Source organism: Microbulbifer magnicolonia, from assembly GCF_035117725.1.
Classification (GTDB): Bacteria; Pseudomonadota; Gammaproteobacteria; order Pseudomonadales; family Cellvibrionaceae; genus Microbulbifer; species Microbulbifer magnicolonia.
The window spans coordinates 1,864,536-1,887,085 of record NZ_JAYEFD010000001.1 but is presented as its reverse complement, the minus strand read 5'-3'; the positions used below and the strand labels follow the sequence as shown (position 1 = coordinate 1,887,085).

23 protein-coding genes are annotated in these 22,550 nt (G+C 61.3%); 8 read left to right on the top strand and 15 right to left on the bottom strand.

Annotated features, from left to right (window positions below):
* Positions 1–9 precede the first annotated feature (9 nt).
* The 5 genes from RRF64_RS08240 to RRF64_RS08220 all read right to left on the bottom strand — a co-directional run bounded on the left by RRF64_RS08240 (position 10) and on the right by RRF64_RS08220 (position 3,008).
* Entirely contained in the window at positions 10–519 is a 510-nt protein-coding gene (locus RRF64_RS08240; protein ID WP_323845356.1) for a hypothetical protein, read from the bottom strand.
* A 137-nt stretch (positions 520–656) separates the two neighbouring features.
* Positions 657–1,523 carry a CsgG/HfaB family protein gene (locus tag RRF64_RS08235; RefSeq protein WP_323845355.1) on the bottom strand — a complete coding sequence of 289 codons (867 nt, stop codon included), beginning with the start codon at positions 1,521–1,523 and terminating at the stop codon, positions 657–659.
* Between the two features lie 32 nt (positions 1,524–1,555).
* Entirely contained in the window at positions 1,556–1,975 is a 420-nt protein-coding gene (locus tag RRF64_RS08230) for a curli assembly protein CsgF (RefSeq protein ID WP_323845354.1), read from the bottom strand.
* Complete coding sequence (locus RRF64_RS08225; RefSeq protein WP_323845353.1) at positions 1,975–2,418, bottom strand: CsgE family curli-type amyloid fiber assembly protein; 444 nt, start codon at positions 2,416–2,418, stop codon at positions 1,975–1,977. The genes RRF64_RS08230 and RRF64_RS08225 overlap by 1 nt, the downstream gene beginning before the upstream one ends.
* Positions 2,415–3,008 carry a helix-turn-helix transcriptional regulator gene (locus RRF64_RS08220; RefSeq protein ID WP_323845352.1) on the bottom strand — a complete coding sequence of 198 codons (594 nt, stop codon included), beginning with the start codon at positions 3,006–3,008 and terminating at the stop codon, positions 2,415–2,417. The genes RRF64_RS08225 and RRF64_RS08220 overlap by 4 nt, the downstream gene beginning before the upstream one ends.
* 461 nt (positions 3,009–3,469) lie before the next feature.
* On the opposite strand from RRF64_RS08220, the gene RRF64_RS08215 reads away from it, so the two are divergent.
* The 6 genes from RRF64_RS08215 to RRF64_RS08190 all read left to right on the top strand — a co-directional run bounded on the left by RRF64_RS08215 (position 3,470) and on the right by RRF64_RS08190 (position 9,757).
* On the top strand, positions 3,470–4,483 hold the full coding sequence (locus RRF64_RS08215; RefSeq protein WP_323845351.1) for an HlyD family secretion protein: 1,014 nt from the start codon (positions 3,470–3,472) through the stop codon (positions 4,481–4,483).
* Positions 4,464–5,429: an ABC transporter ATP-binding protein gene (locus tag RRF64_RS08210; RefSeq protein ID WP_323845350.1), complete on the top strand. Its 966-nt coding sequence runs from the start codon at positions 4,464–4,466 to the stop codon at positions 5,427–5,429. The genes RRF64_RS08215 and RRF64_RS08210 overlap by 20 nt, the downstream gene beginning before the upstream one ends.
* Complete coding sequence (locus RRF64_RS08205; protein WP_323845349.1) at positions 5,426–6,532, top strand: ABC transporter permease; 1,107 nt, start codon at positions 5,426–5,428, stop codon at positions 6,530–6,532. Before RRF64_RS08210 ends, RRF64_RS08205 begins: the two co-directional genes overlap by 4 nt.
* Positions 6,533–6,656: 124 nt before the next feature.
* Entirely contained in the window at positions 6,657–8,063 is a 1,407-nt protein-coding gene (locus RRF64_RS08200; RefSeq protein WP_323845348.1) for a hypothetical protein, read from the top strand.
* Entirely contained in the window at positions 8,063–8,713 is a 651-nt protein-coding gene (locus RRF64_RS08195) for a VWA domain-containing protein (protein WP_323845347.1), read from the top strand. The genes RRF64_RS08200 and RRF64_RS08195 overlap by 1 nt, the downstream gene beginning before the upstream one ends.
* 165 nt (positions 8,714–8,878) lie before the next feature.
* Positions 8,879–9,757: a glycerophosphodiester phosphodiesterase family protein gene (locus RRF64_RS08190; RefSeq protein ID WP_323845346.1), complete on the top strand. Its 879-nt coding sequence runs from the start codon at positions 8,879–8,881 to the stop codon at positions 9,755–9,757.
* Positions 9,758–9,814: 57 nt separating this feature from the next.
* On the opposite strand, the gene RRF64_RS08185 is transcribed toward RRF64_RS08190, so the two are convergent.
* From RRF64_RS08185 to RRF64_RS08175, 3 genes are all read right to left on the bottom strand, one after another.
* Positions 9,815–10,741, bottom strand: coding sequence for a DMT family transporter (locus RRF64_RS08185; RefSeq protein ID WP_323845345.1), 927 nt, complete (start codon positions 10,739–10,741; stop codon positions 9,815–9,817).
* Between the two features lie 113 nt (positions 10,742–10,854).
* The gene (locus tag RRF64_RS08180) at positions 10,855–14,034 is read right to left on the bottom strand and encodes an efflux RND transporter permease subunit (RefSeq protein ID WP_323845344.1); all 3,180 of its coding nucleotides are present in this window, start codon (positions 14,032–14,034) and stop codon (positions 10,855–10,857) included.
* 209 nt (positions 14,035–14,243) lie between these two features.
* A complete protein-coding gene (locus tag RRF64_RS08175; protein ID WP_323845343.1) occupies positions 14,244–15,362 on the bottom strand; it encodes an efflux RND transporter periplasmic adaptor subunit in 1,119 nt (372 codons plus the stop codon).
* Positions 15,363–15,498: 136 nt separating this feature from the next.
* Here RRF64_RS08175 and RRF64_RS08170 point away from each other — a divergent pair, with 136 nt between their 5' ends.
* Entirely contained in the window at positions 15,499–16,134 is a 636-nt protein-coding gene (locus tag RRF64_RS08170; RefSeq protein ID WP_323845342.1) for a TetR/AcrR family transcriptional regulator, read from the top strand.
* 560 nt (positions 16,135–16,694) lie between these two features.
* Here the strand turns inward: RRF64_RS08170 and RRF64_RS08165 are convergent.
* The 5 genes from RRF64_RS08165 to RRF64_RS08145 form a co-directional block, all read right to left on the bottom strand.
* Positions 16,695–17,456 carry an ABC transporter permease gene (locus RRF64_RS08165; protein WP_323845341.1) on the bottom strand — a complete coding sequence of 254 codons (762 nt, stop codon included), beginning with the start codon at positions 17,454–17,456 and terminating at the stop codon, positions 16,695–16,697.
* The gene (locus tag RRF64_RS08160; RefSeq protein WP_323845340.1) at positions 17,453–18,418 is read right to left on the bottom strand and encodes an ABC transporter ATP-binding protein; all 966 of its coding nucleotides are present in this window, start codon (positions 18,416–18,418) and stop codon (positions 17,453–17,455) included. Before RRF64_RS08160 ends, RRF64_RS08165 begins: the two co-directional genes overlap by 4 nt.
* A gap of 94 nt (positions 18,419–18,512) precedes the next feature.
* Positions 18,513–18,800, bottom strand: a complete 288-nt coding sequence (locus RRF64_RS08155; RefSeq protein ID WP_323845339.1) for an antibiotic biosynthesis monooxygenase — start codon at positions 18,798–18,800, stop codon at positions 18,513–18,515.
* Between the two features lie 60 nt (positions 18,801–18,860).
* Entirely contained in the window at positions 18,861–20,099 is a 1,239-nt protein-coding gene (locus RRF64_RS08150) for an MFS transporter (RefSeq protein WP_323845338.1), read from the bottom strand.
* On the bottom strand, positions 20,096–20,656 hold the full coding sequence (locus tag RRF64_RS08145; protein ID WP_323845337.1) for an NADPH-dependent FMN reductase: 561 nt from the start codon (positions 20,654–20,656) through the stop codon (positions 20,096–20,098). Before RRF64_RS08145 ends, RRF64_RS08150 begins: the two co-directional genes overlap by 4 nt.
* A 124-nt stretch (positions 20,657–20,780) precedes the next feature.
* Here RRF64_RS08145 and soxR point away from each other — a divergent pair, with 124 nt between their 5' ends.
* Positions 20,781–21,242 (top strand): redox-sensitive transcriptional activator SoxR, encoded by a 462-nt coding sequence (soxR, locus tag RRF64_RS08140; protein WP_323845336.1) that lies wholly within the window; start codon positions 20,781–20,783, stop codon positions 21,240–21,242.
* A gap of 100 nt (positions 21,243–21,342) precedes the next feature.
* On the opposite strand, the gene RRF64_RS08135 is transcribed toward soxR, so the two are convergent.
* Both RRF64_RS08135 and RRF64_RS08130 read right to left on the bottom strand, forming a co-directional pair.
* Entirely contained in the window at positions 21,343–22,071 is a 729-nt protein-coding gene (locus RRF64_RS08135; protein ID WP_323845335.1) for a dienelactone hydrolase family protein, read from the bottom strand.
* Between the two features lie 61 nt (positions 22,072–22,132).
* A complete protein-coding gene (locus RRF64_RS08130) occupies positions 22,133–22,543 on the bottom strand; it encodes a VOC family protein (protein ID WP_323845334.1) in 411 nt (136 codons plus the stop codon).
* Between the last annotated feature and the right edge of the window lie 7 nt (positions 22,544–22,550).

Sequence of the window (22,550 nt, the reverse complement as noted above, 5' to 3'; positions counted from 1 at the left end):
TGATCACTCTCAATCGATTTGAGTGACGATGGTTTTCGTCGAAGCGCCCTTCACTGTGACGGCCGTATGTAAACCATTGCCACTCTGATAGATGCTGACATCGTGAAAAAAGCCTATCTCATTTACCGAGGCGGAGTTCTGTATACCGTATTGGGTTATCCCCGCTTTATTCCCAAATCCTAATTGGTCGAGGTAAATCGAGTTTTCAAAACCGACCTGAATCAGTCCGGCTATATTGGCGTCACCTTGCTGGCGGGAAATCACCGAGTTCTCGTCGCCTGCCTGAACGACAGACAAAATGTTTCTATGGCCGCTCTGCAGGACGGACAGCGAATTCAAAAGCCCGTATTGCCGGCCGTCCACTTGGTTTAGATTGCCTTCTTGATGAATGAGCGCCAGATTGGCTACGGAAATGACATTAGTGAAATCCAACTCGCTGCCGCCGGAAAGCTCCGACTCATTGTCCATGTCTGCGGCCCGGACATTCATCATTGACGTGCCTGTCAGGGCTGCGGCCATAGATATTCGGAAAACGGCCGCGTAAAGTAAGGACTTCATCGGATAGGCCTCTTAGCCGTGAGTTATTGCCGGTTTCGCGGTCTCCTTGCAAAAATGGATTCGCAGGCCCGCTGCTGCCAGCTTGGGTGATCGGCCAGTTACATTATGTAAGTGCTTTCATTCAGGTAATACTGTAACACCGGGTTGTTGATATCTTCCGGATTTGCCAGCGCCCATGAGTTGTTGATGATTCCCTCACCGATCAAATGAATGACCGCAGCCTCCATGGCGGACAGCATTGCCAATTGCGCTGGTTCGTTGGTTGTGGTTCCGGCTTCCAATTCGAGCAGTCGACGAAACGAAACGAAACGATAGACGTCCGCACTGATGGCTTTCGAGTATACGGTTTTTGATGTCAGAACTGAGTGCAGAATCTGGCCTGACCGGATGTCGATCGCTCGTAAATTTACGGTAACTTGGTCAACGCGGTACTGATCGTCGACACCTATGCCAAAGTATCGAGCACCGGCGCCACCAGTTTTGATATTGGTGTCGTAGGCAACAATACCGCCCTCAAGCAAAATGTTGGCGGCGACCAGTGAGGGTAGTACTAAATTATTCTCCGGTGCGTCAGGTTTGGCCAGTGCGGCACGAATGATTTTGCGTTCTGTCAGCAGGTTCTGCAGTCCCTCTCGCTCCAGCGGGATAAACCACCCGGATTCGTTCAGGACATCCATTAGCATTGATGCGCCGCCTTGAGTAACGGCAGTAGAGAAACTACTGTTTGGTGCGGGCTTATACTGTCCCGTCTGGTCTCGGAAGCTGTATACCGCAGCGAGTATTTTGCCTTTTGGTGTGGGTAAGTTGAGCAGATCCCTGAAAGTGCTGGTTCTTGGCGTAAGCTGCGCTTCGCTCCTGCCTGGACCGAACAGGGCGTCACCGGTGTTTTTTATTGCGGTGCAGCCGCTCAGAGTTATCATTATCGCCAGTGCGGGCAAAGAAAGCCTTATTATTTCATTGCGCATTGCCTATTTCTCCTGCGATTATTTGCGTGTAATCAATTCGTCGGATTGAGTCCGCTAACAATGATTTCACTCTTGTCGCCGGTATTGCGATCGGTGATCAAGACGGTCAGTACGCCGTCGTTGTCCACGATCTGAACTATGAAGTCATCGGTGACCAGTTCCCCGCTGTTGCCGTTACCTACGTCGGTGAGTAGCTGGTTTAAAAGGCGGGTTTCCAGGGAGTCCGAGAATCTGTCGAGTGCAGTGGGTTGCTCGAAGCCTAAATCCTCGCGGTCCGGATCCTTGTGGCGGTCCTGCGCCTGAGCGTTATTCAACAGATAGGCGCCGTTCAGCGGGTTGCCGCCAAAATTCGGGTTCACCGGCTCATAAATCAGTTCAGTGGCGCACGTGAGTCCGGAGGCGAGGGAAAAGGCGGGGGTGACAATAAGCCCCGCCAGTTTTGTGGGTTTCATCAGAGTTCATCCTTGCCTATATCAAAATGGTCGGTCAGAGCACTGCGCAGTTTTTCCTGCAGCACCATCTCGTGTATGTGTTTCGATGCCTCTTCCGCGAGCCGCTGGATATTGTTCGTGCTCGGGCTGATGAATCGCCGGAACACAATGTTGTCGTTGTAAGTAACCCAGATCAGATTTCCCCAGCGCGCGGACGGTCGTTCGTGGATCGTCAGGTTGTAGTCACTGTCCGGATAGTGCAGGTTGCGGTACTCACTCATGTAGCGGGCGAAGTCGTGGCCCGTGCGGGTTATGGTCTGGTCGATGTTGAAGCCGCTGATTTCGTCCTCGATACGCACGCTTTCATCTTCCAGGACGCCGCCGTTTACGTCCTTGTCGCTCTCTGCTTCCTGTGCTGACGCCAGGGTGGATAGCAGTATGAATGCGAACGCAGACAGTCTCATGCCCGCTCAGCCTGGAGGTGCATCTTGGCCCAGTTGCTCGCCTGGAGCCGGTTTTTAACGCCTATCTTCCGAAATATGTTGTACATGTGATTCTTTACCGTGTGCTCGCTCAGGTGCAGTCTCATGGCGATCACGCTGTTTGGTTCGCCGCTGGTCAGCTGCGTCAGTATCTCCTGTTCCCGCCTGGTGAGGAGAAGTGAGTTCGGGTGGTCCTCTCTAGCGCTGCTCTCTGGGCTCTGTATGGCCATGTTGAGCCTTCTGATCAGGTTTTCCTGATTGGTTGTCGCATCGCAGACGAGCTGAAAGCTTTTCCGCCTTAATTTTTCCGCCAGATGTGCAGACAGGTCTGCTGGAAAATTGATCAGGAGTATCTTTGGATGGTTAAGGCTCATTAGATAGGCGAAAAACTGATTTGACTCGTAGTTCATCCCTATCTGCCAGCAGTCGATGACGATTGCCCGGTAATGCGGCAGGCAGTGGCGCTGCTTTCCTGTTTCCGCCTTCTCCCAGCTAAATGGAAGCGACTCCGAAATCAGAGAAAACAGCAAGTCGCCGTGAAGGCCGGAATTGCTGAAGAAGAGAACCGGCATATACGTCTTACCTCTATGTTGTTTATCTGGATAGACGCCTGGAAAACTGAATCAAGATCTATTCTTTTTGCCAGTGGCGTTGGAAATTTTCCAACAGGCTTTTGCTGTTCACTTAGCGAAAGCTAGCCTGGCTTCTATGATTACGCTTAGTAAAAATAGGTCTAATAACTTACTGGATAAGAAGTTAGTTTGGAGTGTAGACGCTAATAATGCAGTTTCTAGAAAATAAGCGTCAGATTTTCAGTTTTTTTGCGGCGGTCCTGGTTGGGTATTTTCAAAAATGCTTGGGTAATTTCTGAACGGATTTATCTAGGATTGGCAGGTTGCAAAGGAGTGGCCAAATGTCGCGCCAGATTCCCGGCGGAGTGGTACGCTCGAATCCATGGGGTTCACAATATGGCGTGAGTAGAATCTCACTGTTGTTTTGGGAGAGGGTTAATTCGGGGTGACCTTGTCAGTTGATGAAGGATTCATTTCTGAAATTATTTCCGTTCGCGGCACTGCAGCAAGCTATTGCCCGGTGTTCGATACTGCTGTTCGCTTTAATCACGGCCTGTCAGCCCGGACCCGACCGCGCCCTGGGGACGCTCGAATGGGACCGGATAGCGCTGCTGGCGCCAGCGGCGGAGAAAATCGTGGCCGTGCATGTTCGCGAAGGTGAGCGTCTCGACGCCGGCCAGGTAGTGCTGCAACTGGATGACCGCAACACCCGCGCACAGTTAGCAGCAGCCCAGGCGGAGGTGGCGCGACTCAGGGCGTCTCTGGAAGAGCTGGAAAACGGGCCGCGCAGCGAGGAGATAGCGCGGGCCCGGGCCAGCCTCGCCGCCGCCCGCGCCGAGGAAAAGGATGCCCGCCAAAACTATCAGCGCCTGCGCCAGCTGGGCGGGGAGGACTTTATCTCCCAGGCGGATATCGATCGCGCGAAGGCGACGGCGGATACCGCGTCCGCGCGGGTGGAATCGGATCAGGCGGCGCTGCTGGAATTGCAGCGGGGTACGCGCAGCGAGGAAATCGTGCAGGGCGAAGCCGCGCTGGCGCAGGCCGAGGCACAGGCGGAAGCCCAGGCGGTGGTGCTGCAGAAGCTGACACTGCAGGCGCCGCGCGGCGGTTTGCTGGACAGCCTGCCGTTCAAACTGGGGGACGAGGCGCCGGTCGGCGGCCCTTTGGCCATCATGCTGGTCGGCGACACCCCTTATGCGCGGGTCTATATTCCGGAGCCGCTGCGGCCGGGTATAAAAGTCGGTGATCGCGCGCAGGTTTTCATCCAGGGTATGGCGAAACCCTTCGGCGGTCGCGTGCGCATGATTCGCAGTGAACCGAGTTTCACTCCCTACTTCGCTCTGACCGGCGACGACGTGGCGCGGCTCAGCTACCTGGCGGAAATCCAACTCGGCGTGGATGCGGTCGATCTGCCCGCGGGTCTGCCGCTGCGTGCAGAGTTCGCGGGCGAGGGACATGGTTCCGATGCCCGGTGATGCCGATATCGCGATTCGCGCGCGCGGGCTGACCAAGTGTTTCGGCGCGCTGCGCGCGGTCGACGATGTGGATCTGACCGTCGCCCGCCGCCAGGTATACGGCTTCCTCGGCCCCAATGGGTCCGGCAAGTCCACCAGTATCCGTATGCTCTGCGGCCTGTTGACGCCCACTTCTGGCGAGATTGAAGTGCTGGGCCTGCGCATTCCCGAGCAGGCGGAGGAGCTGCGGCGGCACATCGGTTATATGACACAGCAATTTTCCCTGTTCGCGGACCTCACGCTGCGGGAAAACCTGGAGTTTCTCGCCGCCGTGCAAGACATGCCCCGACATCAGGCGGTGCAGCGGGTGGATGAGCTGCTGCACGAATATCATTTCGACGGGCGCGCCGATCAGTTGGCGGGTACCATGAGTGGTGGCCAAAAACAGCGACTGGCGCTGGCCGGTAGCGTGATCCACAAACCGGAGCTGCTGTTTCTCGACGAGCCAACCAGCGCGGTGGATCCGGAATCGCGCCGGGATTTCTGGGAGAAGCTGTTCGAACTGGCCGATGCCGGCACGTCTATCCTGGTGTCCTCCCACTACATGGACGAAGCCGAGCGCTGTCACCGTCTCGCGATTCTCGATCACGGCCGCCTGGTTGCGGACGGCAGCCCGGCGGAATTGACCGGTGCTCTGGACGGTAGAACCCTGGAGGTGCGCGCGGAGCGGCCGCGCCAGGCGAAGGGTGTTTTGGTGCAGGTGCCCGGTGTACTCAGTGCGGCGCAGATAGGCAATAGCCTGCGTGTCCTGTGCGACGAATCCGGCGACTGCGGCGCGCGCGTCGAGCAAGCCTTTGCCGATGCGGGTGTCGGTGCATCGGTGCAGCCCATAGCGCCCAGTCTCGAAGACGTATTTGTCGCGGCCACCAATCGCCCGGTGGACCAGTTGACCGGGGAGGCCAGGTGAGCTGGCGCCGGCTGTGGGCCGTGGTAATCAAGGAGCTGCGCCAGCTGCGCCGGGACCACATTACCCTGGCAATGATTGTCGGCATTCCGGTCATGCAGCTGATTCTGTTCGGCTACGCCATCAACTTGAATCTCCGCCACCTGCCCACCGCCATCGCCGATCAGGCGCTGACCAGCGGCTCGCGCCAACTGGTGATGGATATGCTGGCCACCGGCGTGATCGAGCCGGTGACCAATGCGCAGAGCCCCCAGCAACTGATGGACATGCTGCGTCGCGGCGAGATCAGTGTCGGTGTGGTGATACCGCAGGATTTCGAGCGCCGCCTCGCCACCGGGGACGAGGTGGTGCAGGTACTGGTGGACGGCAGCGATACGGTGGTGCAGAGCGCCGCTATTCAACTGGCGCAGATGCCGCTGGCTTACACACCCGCGGAGCCGCGCCAGTCCTCGGTACCATTGCCAGCGGCGCGAATCAGCGTGGTGAGTTTCTACAATCCGCAGCGGGTTTCTGCGATCAATATCGTGCCGGGCCTGATCGGCATCATCCTCACCATGACCATGGTGATGTTTACCTCGGTGGCTATTGTGCGCGAGCGCGAGCGCGGCAATATGGAACTGCTGATCGCCACACCGGTAAGCCGTGCCGAGTTGATGCTGGGCAAGGTGCTGCCCTACGGGATTATCGGGCTGATCCAGACCAGCCTGATTCTGCTGCTGGGCATGCTGCTGTTTGAAGTGCCGATCCGCGGCAGTGTATTGGACGTCTACTGTTCGGCAATGCTGTTGATTCTCGCCAACCTGAGTATGGGGTTGTTGATCTCTACCCGCGCGCAGTCCCAGTTCCAGGCAATGCAGATGACCTTCTTTGTATTCCTGCCCTCGATTCTGCTGTCGGGATTCATGTTCCCTTTCGATGGTATGCCCAGGCCGGCGCAGTGGCTGGCGGAGATACTGCCGCTGACCCACTTCCTGCGCCTGATTCGAGGCATCATGTTGCGCGGTGCCGATCTGTCTGATTTGTGGCCGGAGTGGCTGGCGCTGGTGGTGTTTATCGCGCTGATGATGACCCTGGCCATAGTCCGCTTTCGCAAGAGTCTTGATTAAATTTTGTGCAAGTTGGCGAATTTTTCGGATTCCCTTCGAAATTTCCGTGTGAACTTATGGACGAATAAGTTGCCATCTACTGGTAGGATGAGGGCCAATCGGCCGCTCACGAGGAGGCATTACCGTGACACAACTTCTGGAAAGCCTGCCGCTCTGGCTGTGGTTTGTGCTGGCGCTGGCGGCATTGTTTGTCGCACGCAATCCGGTGCACCAGGGTATCTTCTCCCTGGCGCGCTTTTTTCATCAGTCCCTTCGTCTGGGCGCCAATGCGGTGGCCGGCGCCGAGCAGCGCCTGCAGGAACGCAATCGCGAGGTGCTGCTGGCGGCCGGGCGCGAGGCCGCGGAGCGGCATGTGGAGCGGGAGTTCGACCGCATCGAGCAGACGATGAAAAAAGAGCTCGCGCAGTATCCCGCACTGCACCGCCGCCTGTGCGAACAGCTGACCGTAATCGACGAGGATTACGTGCGCAGCGCCGAGGTGCCGCCCGAGCCCACCAACTGGTCCAAGGCGATCAAGGCGGTGGCCGAAATTCCGGCCAAGAGCGACCCCGTCGTGGGCGATGTCCTCGAGACCATACACCACTCGATGCGCAAGGCCGAGGCCAAGGCGCTGGAAGCCTATCGCGAATCGGCCCGCGAGCGTCACCAGCTGCTGAAACGCATGATGCCGAACTGGCGCTCGATGCTGTCCACCCTCGGCCGGGTCAACAAAAATGTCGAATCGGTGCTCAGTCGCGCCAAGGTGCTCGATGGATATATGGAGCGCTACGAGGAGATACAGCAGGGCAGCGACCGCGCTCTGCGTATGCTGTCGTCCTCTTCCCTGAGTCAGTTCTTTATCGCGGCGTTTGTGCTGGTGATCGCCGTGGGCGGGGCACTGATCAACTTCCACCTGATCGCGCGGCCGATGACCGAGATGGTCGGCGGTACCAGTTATATCGGCAGCTTCAAGGTGGCGGATATTTCCGCGCTGGTGATTATCCTGGTGGAAATCACCATGGGACTCTTCGTGATGGAGTGCCTGCGGATCACGCGGCTGTTCCCGGTGATCAGTGCGCTCAATGACAAACTGCGACTGCGCATGATGTGGGCGGCCTTCGCGCTGTTGTTTTTCCTCGCCTCGGTGGAGGCGGGCCTGGCCTTCATGCGTGAAATCCTGATGCAGGAGGATCTGGCGGTCAGTGCACAGCTGCGCGGCGGCGAAGTCGAAGCCGCCACCAGCGATGTCTACTGGATCACCACGGCGGCGCAGATGGGCATGGGCTTTATCCTGCCGTTTGCGCTGACCTTTGTCGCCATTCCGCTGGAGAACTTCATCGCCTCGGCGCGCACGGTGATCGGTCTGCTGACGACCTTTCTGCTGCGCGCGCTGTCGGTCATCCTGCGCCTGTGCGGCACTGCGGCATTGCGCACCGGATCCCTGCTGGTGCGTCTCTACGATATTGTGATTTTCTTCCCGCTGTGGCTGGAGCAAAAATACACCAGATGGCGGAATAGCACGGCCAGTGCGGTAGCTGTGGAGGAAGCCTGATGATAATTCGGCTGAGCAAACTGATCATTATCGCAAGCGCGGCATTGCTGACCGCCTGCGGCGAGCCGGTGGCGCGCAACCAGGGTGTCTATATGCTGATCGACACTTCCGGCACCTATACGCAGGAGCTGGACAAGGCGCAGCAGGTGATCAACTACACCCTGGCAAAAATGAACCCCGGCGATACCTTCGCGGTGGCCAGTATCAACACCGGCAGCTTCAGCGAAAAAAACATCAAGGCCAAGGTCACTTTCGATGACCGTCCCAGTGTGACCAACAAGCAGAAGCAGGCATTCCAGCAGTCGATCCAGCAGTTCGTCGATGAAACCCGGCCCGCGGCCTATACCGACATTACCGGTGGCCTGTTGCAGGCGGTGGAGTTTCTGAATGAGAAGCAGCCGGGGCGCAAGACCATCCTGATCTTTTCCGACCTGAAGGAGGAGATCAAGGCGGGCTATAACCGCGATGTGCCTCTGCAGCTGGACGGCTTCAACCTGGTCGCCCTGAATGTCACCAAGCTCGGCAGTGACAATATCGACCCCAACGAATACCTGGGACGTCTGCAGGATTGGCAGAGCAAGGTGGAGCAGAGTGGCGGCGACTGGCGGGTGGTCAACGACTTGGAGCGCCTCGAAAAAATCCTTCCCTGACGTTTTCCCCGTAGGGCCGAAGGCGCCGTGAATGCGTGGAGCGGCCGGGGCGGCCGTTGGCCGCGATCGATCTGCCAGAATGCTCTGCAATTCGATCGCGGCCACGGCGGATGGCCGCCCCGCCGCTCCTACAATAGGATTACTACCAAATCATACTGGTGATCGATGTTCTGGCCATCGCTCTTCTGCGCAGTACTCCTGATTCTCTGGCTGTACGCCAGGGCCCGTCCCGCACCTCCGTCACTGCTCGACCTGCCGAAAAAACAAAGCCCGCTGGTCATCGCCCACGGCGACGAATCGGGCAATGGCCTCTACCCCGGCAATACGCTGCTGTACTTGCAGAAGATGGTGGAGCTGGGCGTGGATGCGCTGGAGATGGATGTGCATCTCACCGCGGACGGGCACTTGGTGCTGATGCACGATGCCCGGCTGGAGCGCACCACTGACGGCCAGGGTGCGGTTGGCGACAAGACGCTGGAGGAGCTGCGCCAGCTGAATATGGGGCATTACTGGAGTCCCGACGGCGAAACCTACCCCTATCGCGAGCAGACGCTGCAAATAGTCACCATCGATGAAGTGTTCGCCGCGCTGCCGGACACGCCGATGATCATCGAGCTGAAGAACAGCGAGCGGCGCGCGGCCGAGGCCATGTGTGCGAGCCTGCGCAAATCGGACAAGCGCAGTCAGGTGATCGTTTCCTCATTCCACCAGGGCGTCATCGACGAATTCCGCCGCCTGTGCCCGGAGGTCGCCACCGGTGCCGCGACACTGGACGCGATGCTGTTCTTCGCCGCGCAGCTGCTGCACGCGGAAAAACTGCTGCGGCCCGCCTATCAGACCATGCAGCTGCCGATGCGCTACTACGGCATTCCGGTGTTCTCGCAACGCTTTATGCGCGCCGCGCGCAACCTCAACCTGCACGTGTCCGCCTGGACGGTCAACGACCCGGAGGATATGCGGCGCTATATCGAGCTGGGCCTGGACGGCCTGGTCAGCGACAGGCCGGATAAATTGATGGCGCTTGTCGCGCGGGAATCCCGCTAGGCGCTTGCTGTGACCGCCCACAGGGCGGCAAGAGGGATATTGAAAGGCGGCCGAGCGTCAGTGCGCCGGGCCTTTCCCTCGCCCGGCGCGCAGAACCAGGAGACCGCCGAGAATAATAATGGCGAAGCCGACACAGGCGTGTAGCCCGGGCACCTGACCCCAGATGATCCAGTCGAGGAGCGCCGCCAGAATGACCGCGGTATAGCGAAAAGGCGCAACTCTGGCCACGCTGGCGTAGTGCAGGCCGAGGGTCAGGAAATAGCTCTGTAACATGGCCATCGTGCCGAGCGCGACCACGGCGGCCAGCATGACACTGTCGATCAGCCAGGGTCGCAGCATTTCCCGCGGGGTGAACAGATGCGCCTGCCAGTTGGCGATATGGGTGCCGGTCAGTAGCCAAACCAGCAGGCACGCCAGCAGACCGACCAGCAGTGAATAAAAAGTGGTGCGCTGCTTGGGGGCAGATTCATTGAGCTGGGAAATAAAGTACATCCGCAGCGCCAACAGCAAGCCGGAGAGCAGCGCGACCGCCGCCATCGGATTGAAGATGGCGGCGTCCGGCCGCAGCACCACCAGCACGCCCAAGAATCCGATGGCGATACCCACCCATACCATTGGCGGCTCTTTTTTACCGCCCAATGTGCGCGCGATCAGCGGTGCAAACAGCGAGGCGGTATTGAGCAGCAGGGTGGCATCCAGCATGGGGATATAGCGCAGCGACAGGTAGTAGCAGAATACCGCGCCTGTCCAGAAAAGGGCCGTGGCGACCTGTTTGATCGGGTGGCAGGTTCGAAGGCCGACACGGTTAGCGGAAAGCTGGTAGATCAGCAGGAAGGTCGCCAGCCCCGAGCCCCAGCGCACCACCATCAGCAGCTCGGTGGAAAAGCCGTGGGAGGCCCATTTGACGATGGCGGCCATGATCACCACCGTTGCCATCGACAGGCTGGTATAGATGGCACCCCGGAGCAGTTGTGTTGCTGGCATATCCCGTCGGCTGCGAAATGGGAGAGTTGACAGTATAGGGGGGCGACTTTCGCCTATCACAATCCCCCCTATCTCTATCCCCTCGGCAGCTGTCGGGTAACGCGCGGCTCACCCTACGTTTTTTGAGGGCGCGACAGTTTGCGGCTCACCGACTGCCAAGCGCCGAGCAGCGGTGCAGCCAGCCGCGTAAATGCGCGGGCGGCCGTACCCGGCCGCCGCTGCTCTGGCATTTCCCCCTCTCTAACTCTAAAAAAGGCCGCATAGAGCGCCGGCAGGAACAGCAGCGTCAGTGCGGTGGCTACGATCAGGCCGCCCATAATTGCCACGGCCATGGGGCCGAAGAAGTCGCTGCGCGACAGCGGAATCATCGCCAGTACTGCGGTCAGCGCGGTCAGCACTATGGGGCGGAAGCGGCGCACGGTGGATTCGACGATGGCGTCCCAGGGTGTCAGCCCCTGCTCGATATCCTGTTGGATCTGGTCCACCAGAATGACCGAGTTGCGCATGATCATGCCCGCCAGCGCAATGGTGCCGAGCATGGCCACGAAACCGAACGGCTGGCCGAACAGCAGCAGGAACAGGGTGACGCCGATAATGCCCAGCGGCGCGGTGAGAAACACCATCGCCGACAGGGAAAAGCTGCGCAGCTGCAGCATCAGCAGCGTAATGACCACCAGCACGAACAGCGGCATGCCGGCATTGACGGAGTCCTGGCCGCGGGCGGACTCCTCCACGCTGCCGCCGATCTCCAGCAGGTAGCCCGGCGGCAGCTGCGCTCGGATTGCTGCCAGGCGCGGCCAGACCTCGCCGACCACCGTCGCCGGCAGCTCGTCGCCATAGATATCCGCGCGCACCGTCACGGTCGGCAGCCGGTCGCGGTGCCAGATAACCCCCTCCTCGAAGCCGTATGCCAGTGTCGCTATCTGATTGAGCGGCACGCTCTGGCCGCTGTCGGTCTGCACCGCCAGGTTGCCGAGTCTTCCCAGTGCGTGGCGCTCGCGCTCGTCACCGCGCACGCGCACATCGATCAGCTCGTTGTCCTCGCGGTACTGACTCACGGGGATGCCGGTCAGCGAGCTCTGCAGGGCGCGCGACAGCGAGGCGGAGTCGACACCCAGGGTGCGGGCGCGCGCCTGGTCTATGTCCAGGAGCACCGACTTGCTCGGCTCCTCCCAGTCCAGGTGCACATTGGCCACCGCCGGGTTTTCGCGCACCCTGTCCGCCACCGCGCGCGCAATTTCGCGCACCTCGGCAATATGTTCGCCGGACACGCGGAGCTGCACCGGGTAGCCCACCGGCGGCCCGTTCTCCAGCCGCGATACCCGCGAGCGCAGGGTCGGGAATTCCTCGCGCAGGGTGTCGATCAGCCAGCTGCGCAACTGCTCCCGCTCCTCCACACTGCGCGTCAGCACCACGAACTGGGCGAAGCTGGCCGCCGGCAGCTGCTGGTCCAGGGGCAGGTAGAAGCGCGGTGAGCCGGTGCCCACATAGGCCACGTAATTGTCCACCAGTTCGTTCTGTGCCAGCAGCGTCTCCAGGCGCTTGGCCTGGTACTCGGTGGCCTGCAGGGAGGCGCCCTCGGCCAGCTTCAGGTCCACCATCAGTTCGAGGCGACCGGAAGAGGGGAAGAACTGCTGCGGCACCAGGCGGAACAGCGCCAGCGAAGCGACAAACACCGCCAGTGTCAGGACAATGACGGTCTTGCGGTGCCGCAGGCACCACTGCACCAGCTTGCGGAAGCGCCGGTAGAAGGGTTTGTCATAGGGGTCGTGCACTGCACCGCTGCTGTCGCGGCGGGACCCTTTTGATAGAAAATCGGGCAGCAGTTTGTCGCCCAGGTAGGGCACGAACACCACCGCGGCTATCCAGGAAGCCAGCAGTGACAGGGTGACCACCTGAAAAATGGAGCGGGTGTATTCGCCGGTACCCGACTGCGCGGTGGCAATCGGCAGGAAGCCGGCGGCGGTGATCAGGGTGCCGGTCAGCATCGGGAAGGCGGTGCTGGTCCAGGCGAAGCCGGCCGCCTTGAGGCGGGAGAGACCCTGTTCCATTTTGATCGCCATCATCTCCACGGCGATGATGGCATCGTCGACCATCAGCCCCAGTGCCAGCACCAGGGCGCCGAGGGAAATCTTGTGCAGGCCAATACCGAAGTAGTGCATCAGCGCGAAGGTCATCGCCAGCACCAGCGGAATCGACAGCGCTACCACCAGGCCGGTGCGCATGCCCAGGGAGAAGAAACTCACCAGCAGCACTATCGCCAGCGCCTCGGCCAGTACCTGCAGGAACTCGCCCACACCGCGCTCCACCGCCGCCGGCTGGTCGGACACTTTGCGCAACTCGAGCCCCAGCGGCAGATCCCGCTGCAGCCCGGCAAAGGCCGCGTCGAGGTTCTTGCCCAGTTCGAGAATATCGCCGCCCGCTTTCATGGACACTGCTATGCCGATGGCGTCCTCGCCCATAAAGCGCATGCGCGGCTGCGGCGGGTCGCTGAAACCGCGGTGTACCTCGGCGATATCCCCGAGCCGCTGGGTGCGCCCGCCGGCGCTGATGGGAAAACTGCGAATTTCGTCCACCGAGTGGAACTGGCCGCTCACGCGGATGCGCACACGGTCGCTGACGGTATCGACAAAGCCGGCATCGGCCACGCTGTTCTGTGACTGCAGTGCGCCCTGTACCGCGGCCATGGGAATGCCGAGTGAGGCGAGCTTGGCGTTGGAGATCTCCACCCAGATCTTTTCGTCCTGCAGGCCGAGCAGTTCGACCTTGCCGACATCCTCGACCCGCTGCAGCGCCAGTTGCAGGCGCTCGGCGTAGTCCTTTTTCAGCGCGTAGTCGAAGCCGGGACCGGTCAGCGCGTAGATATTGCCGAAGGTGGTGCCGAACTCGTCGTTGAAGAAGGGCCCCCGAATGTCCGGCGGCAGTGTGTGGCGGATATCGCCGACTTTTTTCCGCACCTGATACCAGAGGTCGGGAATGTCGCTGGAGTGCATATCGTCGCGGGCGACGAAGAGTACCTGCGACTGGCCGGGGCGCGAGAAGGAGGTGATGCGCTGGTAGTCGCCGGTCTCCATCAGTTTCTTTTCGACCCGCTCGGTAATCTGCCGGGACACCTCCTCGGCACTGGCACCGGGCCAGAGGGTGTTGACCACCATCACCTTGAAGGTAAACGGCGGATCCTCGCTCTGCCCGAGCTGGGTATAGGAGATGGCGCCCAGCAGGCCGAGCACGAGCATCGCGTAGAGCACCAGCGGGCGATTTTTCAGCGCCCATTCGGAGAGGTTAAAACGCATGGCGGTTGTTCCTGGCTGAGTTGCGCAATTTCCGGAGTTCAGTGCGGGGCCGGATGGGGTTTCGCTTTCCGGGACACGCTGTGAATACATCCCTGTACGCTCTAATCGGCATCCATGCCTCATAAGGTCCCGGAAAGCGAAACCCCATCCGGCCTGGAAAGCGCAGTGCTGTAGCAGGAGTTAAAATCGGCTTTATTTACTGGCTTTATTTACTGTTGTTGCGCGAAGGATCTGTCGAGATCGATCGGCCGGTTCATCCGGTCCACCGGCCGCACTCGCTGGCCTTCCTGCAGCAGATGGGTGCCGGCGGCGACGACCCAGTCTTCCGCTTGCAGGCCGGCGAGCACCGGCACGGACTCGGCGCCGTAGGGGCCGACAGTGACCGGCGTCTTGCGCAGGGTCTGCTGCAGCGGTTCCAGTACCCAGACGTAGGGCTGGCCGCCGTCGGCGGTCACCGCGGACAGGGGCACCTCCAGCGCATCGTCGGCGGCGGCGTTGTGCACGAAAACCCGTGCGCTCTGGCCCAGCTCCGCACCCACGATCTCGTTGTCAAAGGCGACCCGCGCCTCAAAGGTGCGCGAGGTAGGATCCGCCGCCGGTGAGAGTTCGCGGATGCGGGCGGGAAAGGGCTGGCCCGGTCGCGACCAGAGTTCCACGGCCAGCAGCTGGCCCACGGCGAACTGGTCGATATCCTGTTCCGGCAGATCGATGCGCACCTCGCGCTCGCCGTCCGCCGCCAGCGCGAACACTGCCTGGCCGGCGGCGACCACCTGGCCGGCTTCCGCCAGGCGCCGGGCGATCACGCCGTCTCTTGGTGCTTTCAGTAGCGCGTAAGCGGCCTGGTTGCGCGCCACGTCCAGCTGCGCGCGGGCCTGCTCGAGCTGGGCGGCACTGGCGTCGAGGCGGGTCTGGGCCGTATCGAACTGCGAGGCGCTGACCAGCTGGCGCTCGCGCAGCTTTCGGTAGCGCGCCAGTTCGCTGCGGGCGAGGCGGTGCTCCGCCTCGGCGGCGGCGAAGCTGGCGCGGGCGCCGTCGAGCTGGAGCTGCTGGTCCTCGGCGCTGAGTTCCGCCAGCGGCTGTCCCTCCTTGACGCGGTCGCCCACGTCCACCAGGCGCCGGCTGATCTTGCCGCCGATCCTGAAGGCCAGTGCCGGCTCGTAGCGGGCGCGGATCTCTCCGGGGAAGACCTGCTGCTGGGCCCCGGCAATCTCCGGCCGCACCATCACTGCCGGGCGCGGCTTCTCGTCGTCATTGCGGGATTCCGCCGGTGCGCAGGCGACCAGTGTCAGGCAGAGGGGCAGCGCGGCGAAGAGTAGCGATCGGTACATACGGGGTTCCCTTCCTTGAGCGGGTGAGGCGACACGGTTATGCCACAGGTAAAAGCAGGCGCCGGCCGGACCGGCAATGCTATACTGGCCAGTATAGTAAATTTATTGAACTCACGAGTCCAGTATATGGAGAGCTATGTCTGAGCAGACTTCGGCGGTTGCGTCCCGCGGCCGTCCCAAGGACCCGGCCAAGCGCCAGGCAATTCTCGATGCGGCAAAGGTGCTGTTCATGACCCAGGGCTTCGCCGGCACCAGCATGGATGCGGTCGCCGCTGCAGCCGGGGTGTCCAAGCTCACCGTCTACAGCCACTTCTCCGACAAGGAGAGCTTGTTCAGCGCGGCGATCGAGGCCAAGTGCGAGAACCAGATGCCGCTGCCGATGTTTGCGCTGGAACAGGGCGATTCGATAGAGGGGGTGCTGAAGCGGGTTGGTGTGGCCTTCCTGTCCCTGGTCGACGGTGAAGAGGCCATCGGCCTGATGCGACTGTTGTGCACTGCAGCTGCCCGTGAGACGGAGATGGCCCAGCTCTTCTTTGAAGTCGGCCCCCGGCGCACGCTCGGAGAAATGGAGCGCCTGTTGCGCCGGGCCGACGAGCTGGAACTACTGCGGGTCGAGGATCCGGCGGTGGCCGCCGAGCTATTCTACGGCATGCTGATGGGATGCCGGCATATGCAGGTACTGATCGGCTGCTGCGCGCCGCCCAGCAAGGGCGAGATCCGCGCGCGGGTGGAGCAGGTGGTGCAGCTTTTCCTGCGCGCTTACCACAAGTGACTCTCTAGCTCCCCCTCGTAGGAGCGGCGGGGCGGCCATCCGCCCATGGCCGCGATCGATCTTCATCGGACAACTGTGATCCGCCGCAGGATCACAGGCTCCGATCCGGCCCCGCAACCGGTGGCCTTATGGGAAAAAACCTGATCGGTAAATATTTCCCATAAGGCCACCGGCTGCGGGGCCTCGCCTTGTGCTATCCGATTAAATTGGTAGAACTGTAGGATGGGCAATGGAGCGCAGCGACGTGGCCATCGGAACCGGTCGCTGATGGGCACGCTGCGCTTTGCCCATCCTGCAAGGCTCTCTACCTCCCCCTCGTAGGAGCGGCGGGGCGGCCATCCGCCGGTGGCCGCGATCGATCTTCGCCGAAACAAGGACTCCGATCCGGCCCCGCAACCGGTGGCCTCATGGGAAAAAACCTGATCGGTAAATATTTCCCATAAGGCCACCGGCTGCGAGGCCTCGCCATGTGCTATCCGAAGAACTCGGCGACGAGGCTGAAAGGCGGCGAATTCACTGCGCCGTTAGCAGGGCCGATCGAGGCCCCGAGATCCGGAACCTCAGGTCTTGATGCGATACCCGGTGCGGAAAATCCACCAGACCGCGGTCATGCACAGCAACAGGAACAGCAGCGTCATCCCCAGGCTGACACCCACATTCACATCCGCCACGCCGTAAAAGGCCCAGCGAAAGCCGCTGATCAGATACACCACCGGGTTGAACAGGGTGATTGTGCGCCAGGGCTCCGGCAGCATATCGATGGAATAGAAGGCGCCGCCGAGAAAGGTCAGCGGGGCGATCACCATCAGCGGGATTATCTGCAGCTTCTGGAAGTCATCCGCCCAGATGCCGATGACAAAGCCGAACATGCTGAAGGTGACCGCGGTCAGTACCAGGAAGCCCAGCATCCAGAAGGGGTGCATTATCTGGTAGTCGACAAAAAAACGCGCGGTAATGAGGATGAGCGCGCCGATAAGGATTGACTTGGTGGCCGCGGCGCCCACATAGCCGGCGACGATCTCGAAGGCCGAAACTGGTGCGGATAAAACTTCGTAAATGGTGCCGGAAAACTTCGGGAAGAAAATGCCGAAGGATGCATTGGAGATGCTCTCACTCAACAGCGACAGCATAATCAGTCCGGGGATGATAAAGGCTCCGTAGCTGATGCCATCTATCTCGCCCATGCGCGAGCCGATGGCCGCGCCGAAGACGATAAAGTAGAGCGCCGTGGACAGCACCGGCGAGGCGATGCTCTGCATCAGGGTGCGCCAGGTGCGCGCCATTTCAAATTTGTAGATGGCGCGAATGCCGTACCAGTTCATTCCTGGGCCTCCTTGGTCAACTGCTCTTCACTTTCACGGCGCGCGCCCCTGACCAGGCCGACGAAAATCTCCTCCAGGGAGCTCTCGCGGGTGTGCAGGTCGCGGAAATCGATATTGGCCTCGTTCAGGCGGCGCAGCAAATCGGCGATGCCCGTATCGCTGCTCTTGATATCGAAACGGTACACCAGCTGGCTGCCGTCGTCGCTCAGTGTCAGTGGCAGATCCGCCAGCGCTTCCGGCACGCCCTGCAGGGGCTCGGGCAACTGCAGGCTCAGCTCCTTTTCGCCCATTTTCTGCATCAGGGTGTGCTTGTCTTCCACCAGTACCAGCTCGCCGCGGTTGATCACGCCGACCCGGTCCGCCATCTCCTCGGCCTCCTCGATATAGTGGGTGGTCAGGATGATGGTCACCCCGGATTCGCGCAGGCCGCGCACCATCTCCCACATATCCTGGCGCAGCTCCACGTCCACGCCGGCGGTGGGTTCGTCCAGGAACAGGATACTCGGCTCGTGGGACAGGGCCTTGGCGATCATGACCCGCCGCTTCATGCCGCCGGACAGGGCCATGATCTTGCTGTCCTTTTTGTCCCACAGGGACAGCTGGCGCAGCAGTTTCTCGATGTAGGCCGGGTTGGGCGCCTTGCCGAACAGGCCGCGGCTGAAAGTCACCGTGGCCCAGACGCTCTCGAAGGAGTCGGTGGCCAGCTCCTGGGGCACCAGGCCTATCTCGCTGCGGGCCTGGCGGAAATCGCGCCGGATATCGTGCCCGGCCGCGCAAATGGAGCCGCCGCTGGGGTTGACGATGCCGCAGATAATACTGATCAGCGTGGTCTTGCCGGCGCCGTTGGGGCCCAGCAGGGCGAATATCTCACCGCGCCGGATTTCAAGATCCACATTCTTCAGCGCGGTAAAGCCGCCGGCATAGGTTTTGCCGACCCCTTTGACGGAAATGATCGGTTCCACTTTGTCTCCTTAACAAAAAATTCTCAGCTGTCGGACTGGTCGCCTGATCCGGCGGCCGATCGACATTGCTATGCAAAATGTTTCTGCAAATCGGTCAGGGGTCGACCGCCGAGAAACTGCCAATCTCGGCCTCAATACCATGTCGGGTCAGAAAGTCCCGCGGGCTGAACCCCGTGTCCCTGTGCATGGCCGCGACGGCCTCGCGCGCCAGCGCCACCGATTCCGCATCCTGCCATTCAACCAGTGTAACAAGGATGAATTTCTCCCCGGTAGCGGGTTTCTCCAGCAGGATATCCCGAATAAAGCCGGGCTGGCTTCTGAGCAGGGCGTGTGTCTGTTGTACCCGGGCAATAAACTCCTCCCGGGCATCACAGGGAGCCACAAATTTGTCCAAACGAAAGATTTTTGAGGGGGAGTTTGACGATGGATCCATGGCGATGTCTCACTGGTTGATGACTGTCTGGCCTTGGTGTTGATTGGTGGGCCGCGGCCAGCGCGCGGCGATCGTTGCGGCGGCGGCCAGTAGCAACAGAAACAACCCCGCAATTGCAAAGCCACTGGCGAAGCCGTGCTGCTCGATCCAGTGCTGGGTCAGCAGGGGCGAGAGGAACTGGCCGAGGAAAATACTGGTGGTAAGTCCCCCCGCGACGCGCCCGCGCAACTGTGGCGGGGCCAGCCGGATGGCGCAGGTGAAGAGGTGCGGCATCATGGTACCCATGCCGATACCGTAGACCGCGGTCGCGGTGATTGCCGTCGCAAGTGAGTCCGCCACGGATATCAGCAGCATGCCCGCGGCCAGTGCGGTGAAGCTGAAGGCAAAGACGCCCAGCGGGCCCAGGCGGGCGCCGACAGGGCGGTAAAGCAACAGGGAGGATATGGCGCCCATCAGGTTGCCGCCGGCAATGGCGAGTCCGGTGTGACTGGGCCGGGCGATGCCGATGTCCCGCAACAGGAAGGGCAGTTGGGTCGGGATCAGGTAGAAGGTCAGGCTGTGTGCCAGTGCAATCAGGAATAGCGCGGCCAGCACAAAGTGGGGCAGCCTGACCGCGGCGCCGGCACCCGCGGCAATGTCGCGCCTGCGCGGCGGCTCATAGAGAAACAAGATCGCGGCCGGCAGCAGTGCCAGGGCGATACCGTAGACTGCAAAGGGCGCGCGCCAGTGCAGGTCGGCGAGCCAGCCGCCGCTCACGAGAAACACTACGCCGCCGAAGCTGATAAAAGCACCCTGTTGCGCCATATATCTCTCCCGCTCCGCAGCGGGAAAATAATCGCCTGCCAGGGCCGTCACCGAAGTCATGGTGCCGGCCACGGCTACTCCCAAGAGGGCCCGTCCCACCAGAATGGCGGCGAGGCTGTCCTGCAGCAGGCCGGACAGTCCCGCCAGCGCGTAGAGCAGTACGGATGCGAACAGCAGGCGCAGCCGCCCGCAGCGATCGGAGATGGCGCCGGCAATGGGCGCGCAGAGGGCGATAAACAGTCCCGGCAGGGTCAGCACCAGGCGGCTCGCCAGTTCGCTGTCGGGGGTGCCGGCGAAGTGGGTCTGCAGTGCCGGCAGGGACGGCGCTATGGTCGCGCCGGCCATCACATTCAGCGCGGCCAGGCACAGCAGGGTTGTGCGGCGCAGTGGCGAAACCTGCGGCGCGAATCCCGGGAGTCCCTGGGCCGTTGGCAGCGCTTTCACGGGGCGATTTCTCCGTAGGGATTCTGTTGGCGGGCCCCGCGCAGGGCTTGGGTCCACCAGCGCAGGTGCGCCAGCATGCGCGCCAGGGCGCTATGCGCTCGCGCCGGCTCGCGCAGAGCGCCGCTGCCGTCGAACTGTTCCCAGGCATTGATAAAGCCGACGCTGTCGCGCAGGGTGACCGCATGCAGTTCGGCAAACACCTGCCGCAGCTGCTCCACGGCGCGGGAACCGCCGGAGACGCCGCCGTAGCTGACAAAGGCCACCGGCTTGGCCTGCCACTCCGCCTTGGCGGAGTCGATCAGTGCCTTGAGCGGTGCCGGGTAGCCGTGGTTGTACTCGGGGGTGATGACGACAAAGGCGTCGGCGCTGTCCAGGCGCTCGCGCAGGTCGGATATTGTTTCGGCGGGGTCGATCAGATCCAGCCGGTAGCCGCCGCGGCGTTCCAGCTGCGCGGCCAGCCAGTTGACGACGGTGTCGCAGAAGCGGCCCTCGCGGTTGCTGCCGTAGATCAGGGCCAGGCGGATTTCACTCTCTTGTTGACGCGTTGCGTTAGCCATTGCGGTTTCTCCTCCGGGTTGCAATCGAGTGCCGCGGAGTGTAAAAGCTCAAGTAAACTTGAGGTCAATCGTTAGCGGCGATTTTTGTTATCAAGAGCCGCTATGGCGAAGAATGGAGTTGGCAATGGACAAGAACTGCGGCGCGCTGCGCCGGGAAATGACGGTGGGCGAGGTGGCCGAGCGCAGCGGCGTGGCGGTATCCACGCTGCACTTTTACGAGAGCAAGGGCCTGATCAGGAGCTGGCGCACCGGCGGCAACCAGCGGCGCTACGGACGCGATGTACTGCGACGGGTGGGTATTATCAAGGTGGCGCAGAGTACCGGCATACCGCTGGCGGAGATTCGCGCGGCACTGGACACGCTGCCGAACGGGCGCACACCCAATGCGAAAGACTGGGCGCGGCTGTCCGCGCGCTGGCGCGAGGACCTGGACCAGCGCATCAGGCAGCTGACCAGATTGCGCGACCGGCTGGAGGGCTGCATCGGCTGCGGCTGCCTGTCCATGGACAGCTGCCCCCTGCGCAACCCCGGCGACAAGGCCGCGGAAAAGGGCAGCGGTCCACACTATTTGAATGTCGGCCACTGAATGTCGGCCATCGGCCACTGACTGATAGTCGCGAAAGCAGAAAGGGCCCCAAGGGCCCTCTCCAGTCTTTTAAGTGTGGTACTTCACTTCGATAAAAAATCTATTCGCCGAACAGCTTGCGATAGAAATGCGCCGCGCCGTTCCAGGCATCGGTGGCCGCGAGTTCGTTGTAGGCCAGCGGCACGGCGAACTTTTTGCCGCGCTCGGTGGCGGCGGGGTTGGTGAAACCGTGCAGGGTATCCGGGTAGCTTGTCAGTTCGAATTTGACATTGGCCTCCTGCATTTCCCGCACGAATGCCGTGACCTCGTCGGGGGGAATCCAGGCGTCGGCACCGCCGGTGTATATCTGGATCTGTGCCTTGATGGTGCCGGGTAATACCTTGATGTCGCTGCCCAGGGCGCCGTGAAAGCTCACCACGCCTTTCAGGTCCAGGCCCAGTCGCGCCATGTTCAGCGCCACGGCGCCGCCGAAGCAATAGCCCTGCGCGGCGATGCGCGCGGGGTCGACGGTATCTTGTTGCTGCAGCCATGCCATGGCGGCGCGGAAGCGCTCCTCGATGGCGCCGGGGAGCTTGAGTACGCTATTCATCAATTCCGTGGCATCGGTCGGGTTGTCCGCCCGCCTGCCGCTGCCGAACAGGTCGAGGGCAAATGCGGTGTAGCCGAGTGCCGCCAGGCGGTCGGCCTGGTCGCGCACGAAATTGTCCTGTCCCCACCACTCGTGAATCACCAGGATGCCGGGGCGCTTGCCGCCGACGCTGTCGTCATAGGCGATATAGCCGGTAAACGCGTTGTCGCCAATCGTGTATTCAATCGTTTCGCTGTGCATCTATCTCCCTCCGCTGCAACTTGTTCCATCGGTGAATTCGTTGCCACATTGGCAATTCGCATCAGGACTCCCAGGGCGGTCCTTTCAGTTCCACCACATTGGCTTCCGGGTCGCTGATATAAATGGACGGCCCCTCACCCTCGGCGCCGTAACGGGATTCCACCGGCCCCGGCGTTACCCCTTTGCTGCGCAAAAAGGCAATGATCTGCTCCGCATCGAAAGGGTCGACACGCAGGCACAGGTGATCCAGGTTTCTGCCCTCCCGGCCCGGTGCCGCGCCGCCGGCGCGGCCCAGCTTCTGATTGACCGGCACCAGGTCGATCAGGCCGCTGCCGGCGCGCAGCTGGTACAGGCCGATATCCCTTTGCTCGCGCTCCAGGCGACAGCCGAGCACATTCTGGTAGAAATCCAGCATCGGCTGCAGGTCTTTCACCCGCAGCACAATGTGGTCTATCTGTTGAATATGTAGCATCGGCGTG

Coding starts and splice junctions, on each gene's coding strand:
- RRF64_RS08240 (WP_323845356.1), bottom strand. CDS start 519: ATGGCCGCAGCCCTGACAGGCACGTCAATGATGAATGTCCGGGCCGCA.
- RRF64_RS08235 (WP_323845355.1), bottom strand. CDS start 1,523: ATGCGCAATGAAATAATAAGGCTTTCTTTGCCCGCACTGGCGATAATG.
- RRF64_RS08230 (WP_323845354.1), bottom strand. CDS start 1,975: ATGAAACCCACAAAACTGGCGGGGCTTATTGTCACCCCCGCCTTTTCC.
- RRF64_RS08225 (WP_323845353.1), bottom strand. CDS start 2,418: ATGAGACTGTCTGCGTTCGCATTCATACTGCTATCCACCCTGGCGTCA.
- RRF64_RS08220 (WP_323845352.1), bottom strand. CDS start 3,008: ATGCCGGTTCTCTTCTTCAGCAATTCCGGCCTTCACGGCGACTTGCTG.
- RRF64_RS08215 (WP_323845351.1), top strand. CDS start 3,470: ATGAAGGATTCATTTCTGAAATTATTTCCGTTCGCGGCACTGCAGCAA.
- RRF64_RS08210 (WP_323845350.1), top strand. CDS start 4,464: ATGGTTCCGATGCCCGGTGATGCCGATATCGCGATTCGCGCGCGCGGG.
- RRF64_RS08195 (WP_323845347.1), top strand. CDS start 8,063: ATGATAATTCGGCTGAGCAAACTGATCATTATCGCAAGCGCGGCATTG.
- RRF64_RS08190 (WP_323845346.1), top strand. CDS start 8,879: ATGTTCTGGCCATCGCTCTTCTGCGCAGTACTCCTGATTCTCTGGCTG.
- RRF64_RS08185 (WP_323845345.1), bottom strand. CDS start 10,741: ATGCCAGCAACACAACTGCTCCGGGGTGCCATCTATACCAGCCTGTCG.
- RRF64_RS08180 (WP_323845344.1), bottom strand. CDS start 14,034: ATGCGTTTTAACCTCTCCGAATGGGCGCTGAAAAATCGCCCGCTGGTG.
- RRF64_RS08175 (WP_323845343.1), bottom strand. CDS start 15,362: ATGTACCGATCGCTACTCTTCGCCGCGCTGCCCCTCTGCCTGACACTG.
- RRF64_RS08170 (WP_323845342.1), top strand. CDS start 15,499: ATGTCTGAGCAGACTTCGGCGGTTGCGTCCCGCGGCCGTCCCAAGGAC.
- RRF64_RS08165 (WP_323845341.1), bottom strand. CDS start 17,456: ATGAACTGGTACGGCATTCGCGCCATCTACAAATTTGAAATGGCGCGC.
- RRF64_RS08145 (WP_323845337.1), bottom strand. CDS start 20,656: ATGGCTAACGCAACGCGTCAACAAGAGAGTGAAATCCGCCTGGCCCTG.
- soxR (WP_323845336.1), top strand. CDS start 20,781: ATGGACAAGAACTGCGGCGCGCTGCGCCGGGAAATGACGGTGGGCGAG.
- RRF64_RS08135 (WP_323845335.1), bottom strand. CDS start 22,071: ATGCACAGCGAAACGATTGAATACACGATTGGCGACAACGCGTTTACC.
- RRF64_RS08130 (WP_323845334.1), bottom strand. CDS start 22,543: ATGCTACATATTCAACAGATAGACCACATTGTGCTGCGGGTGAAAGAC.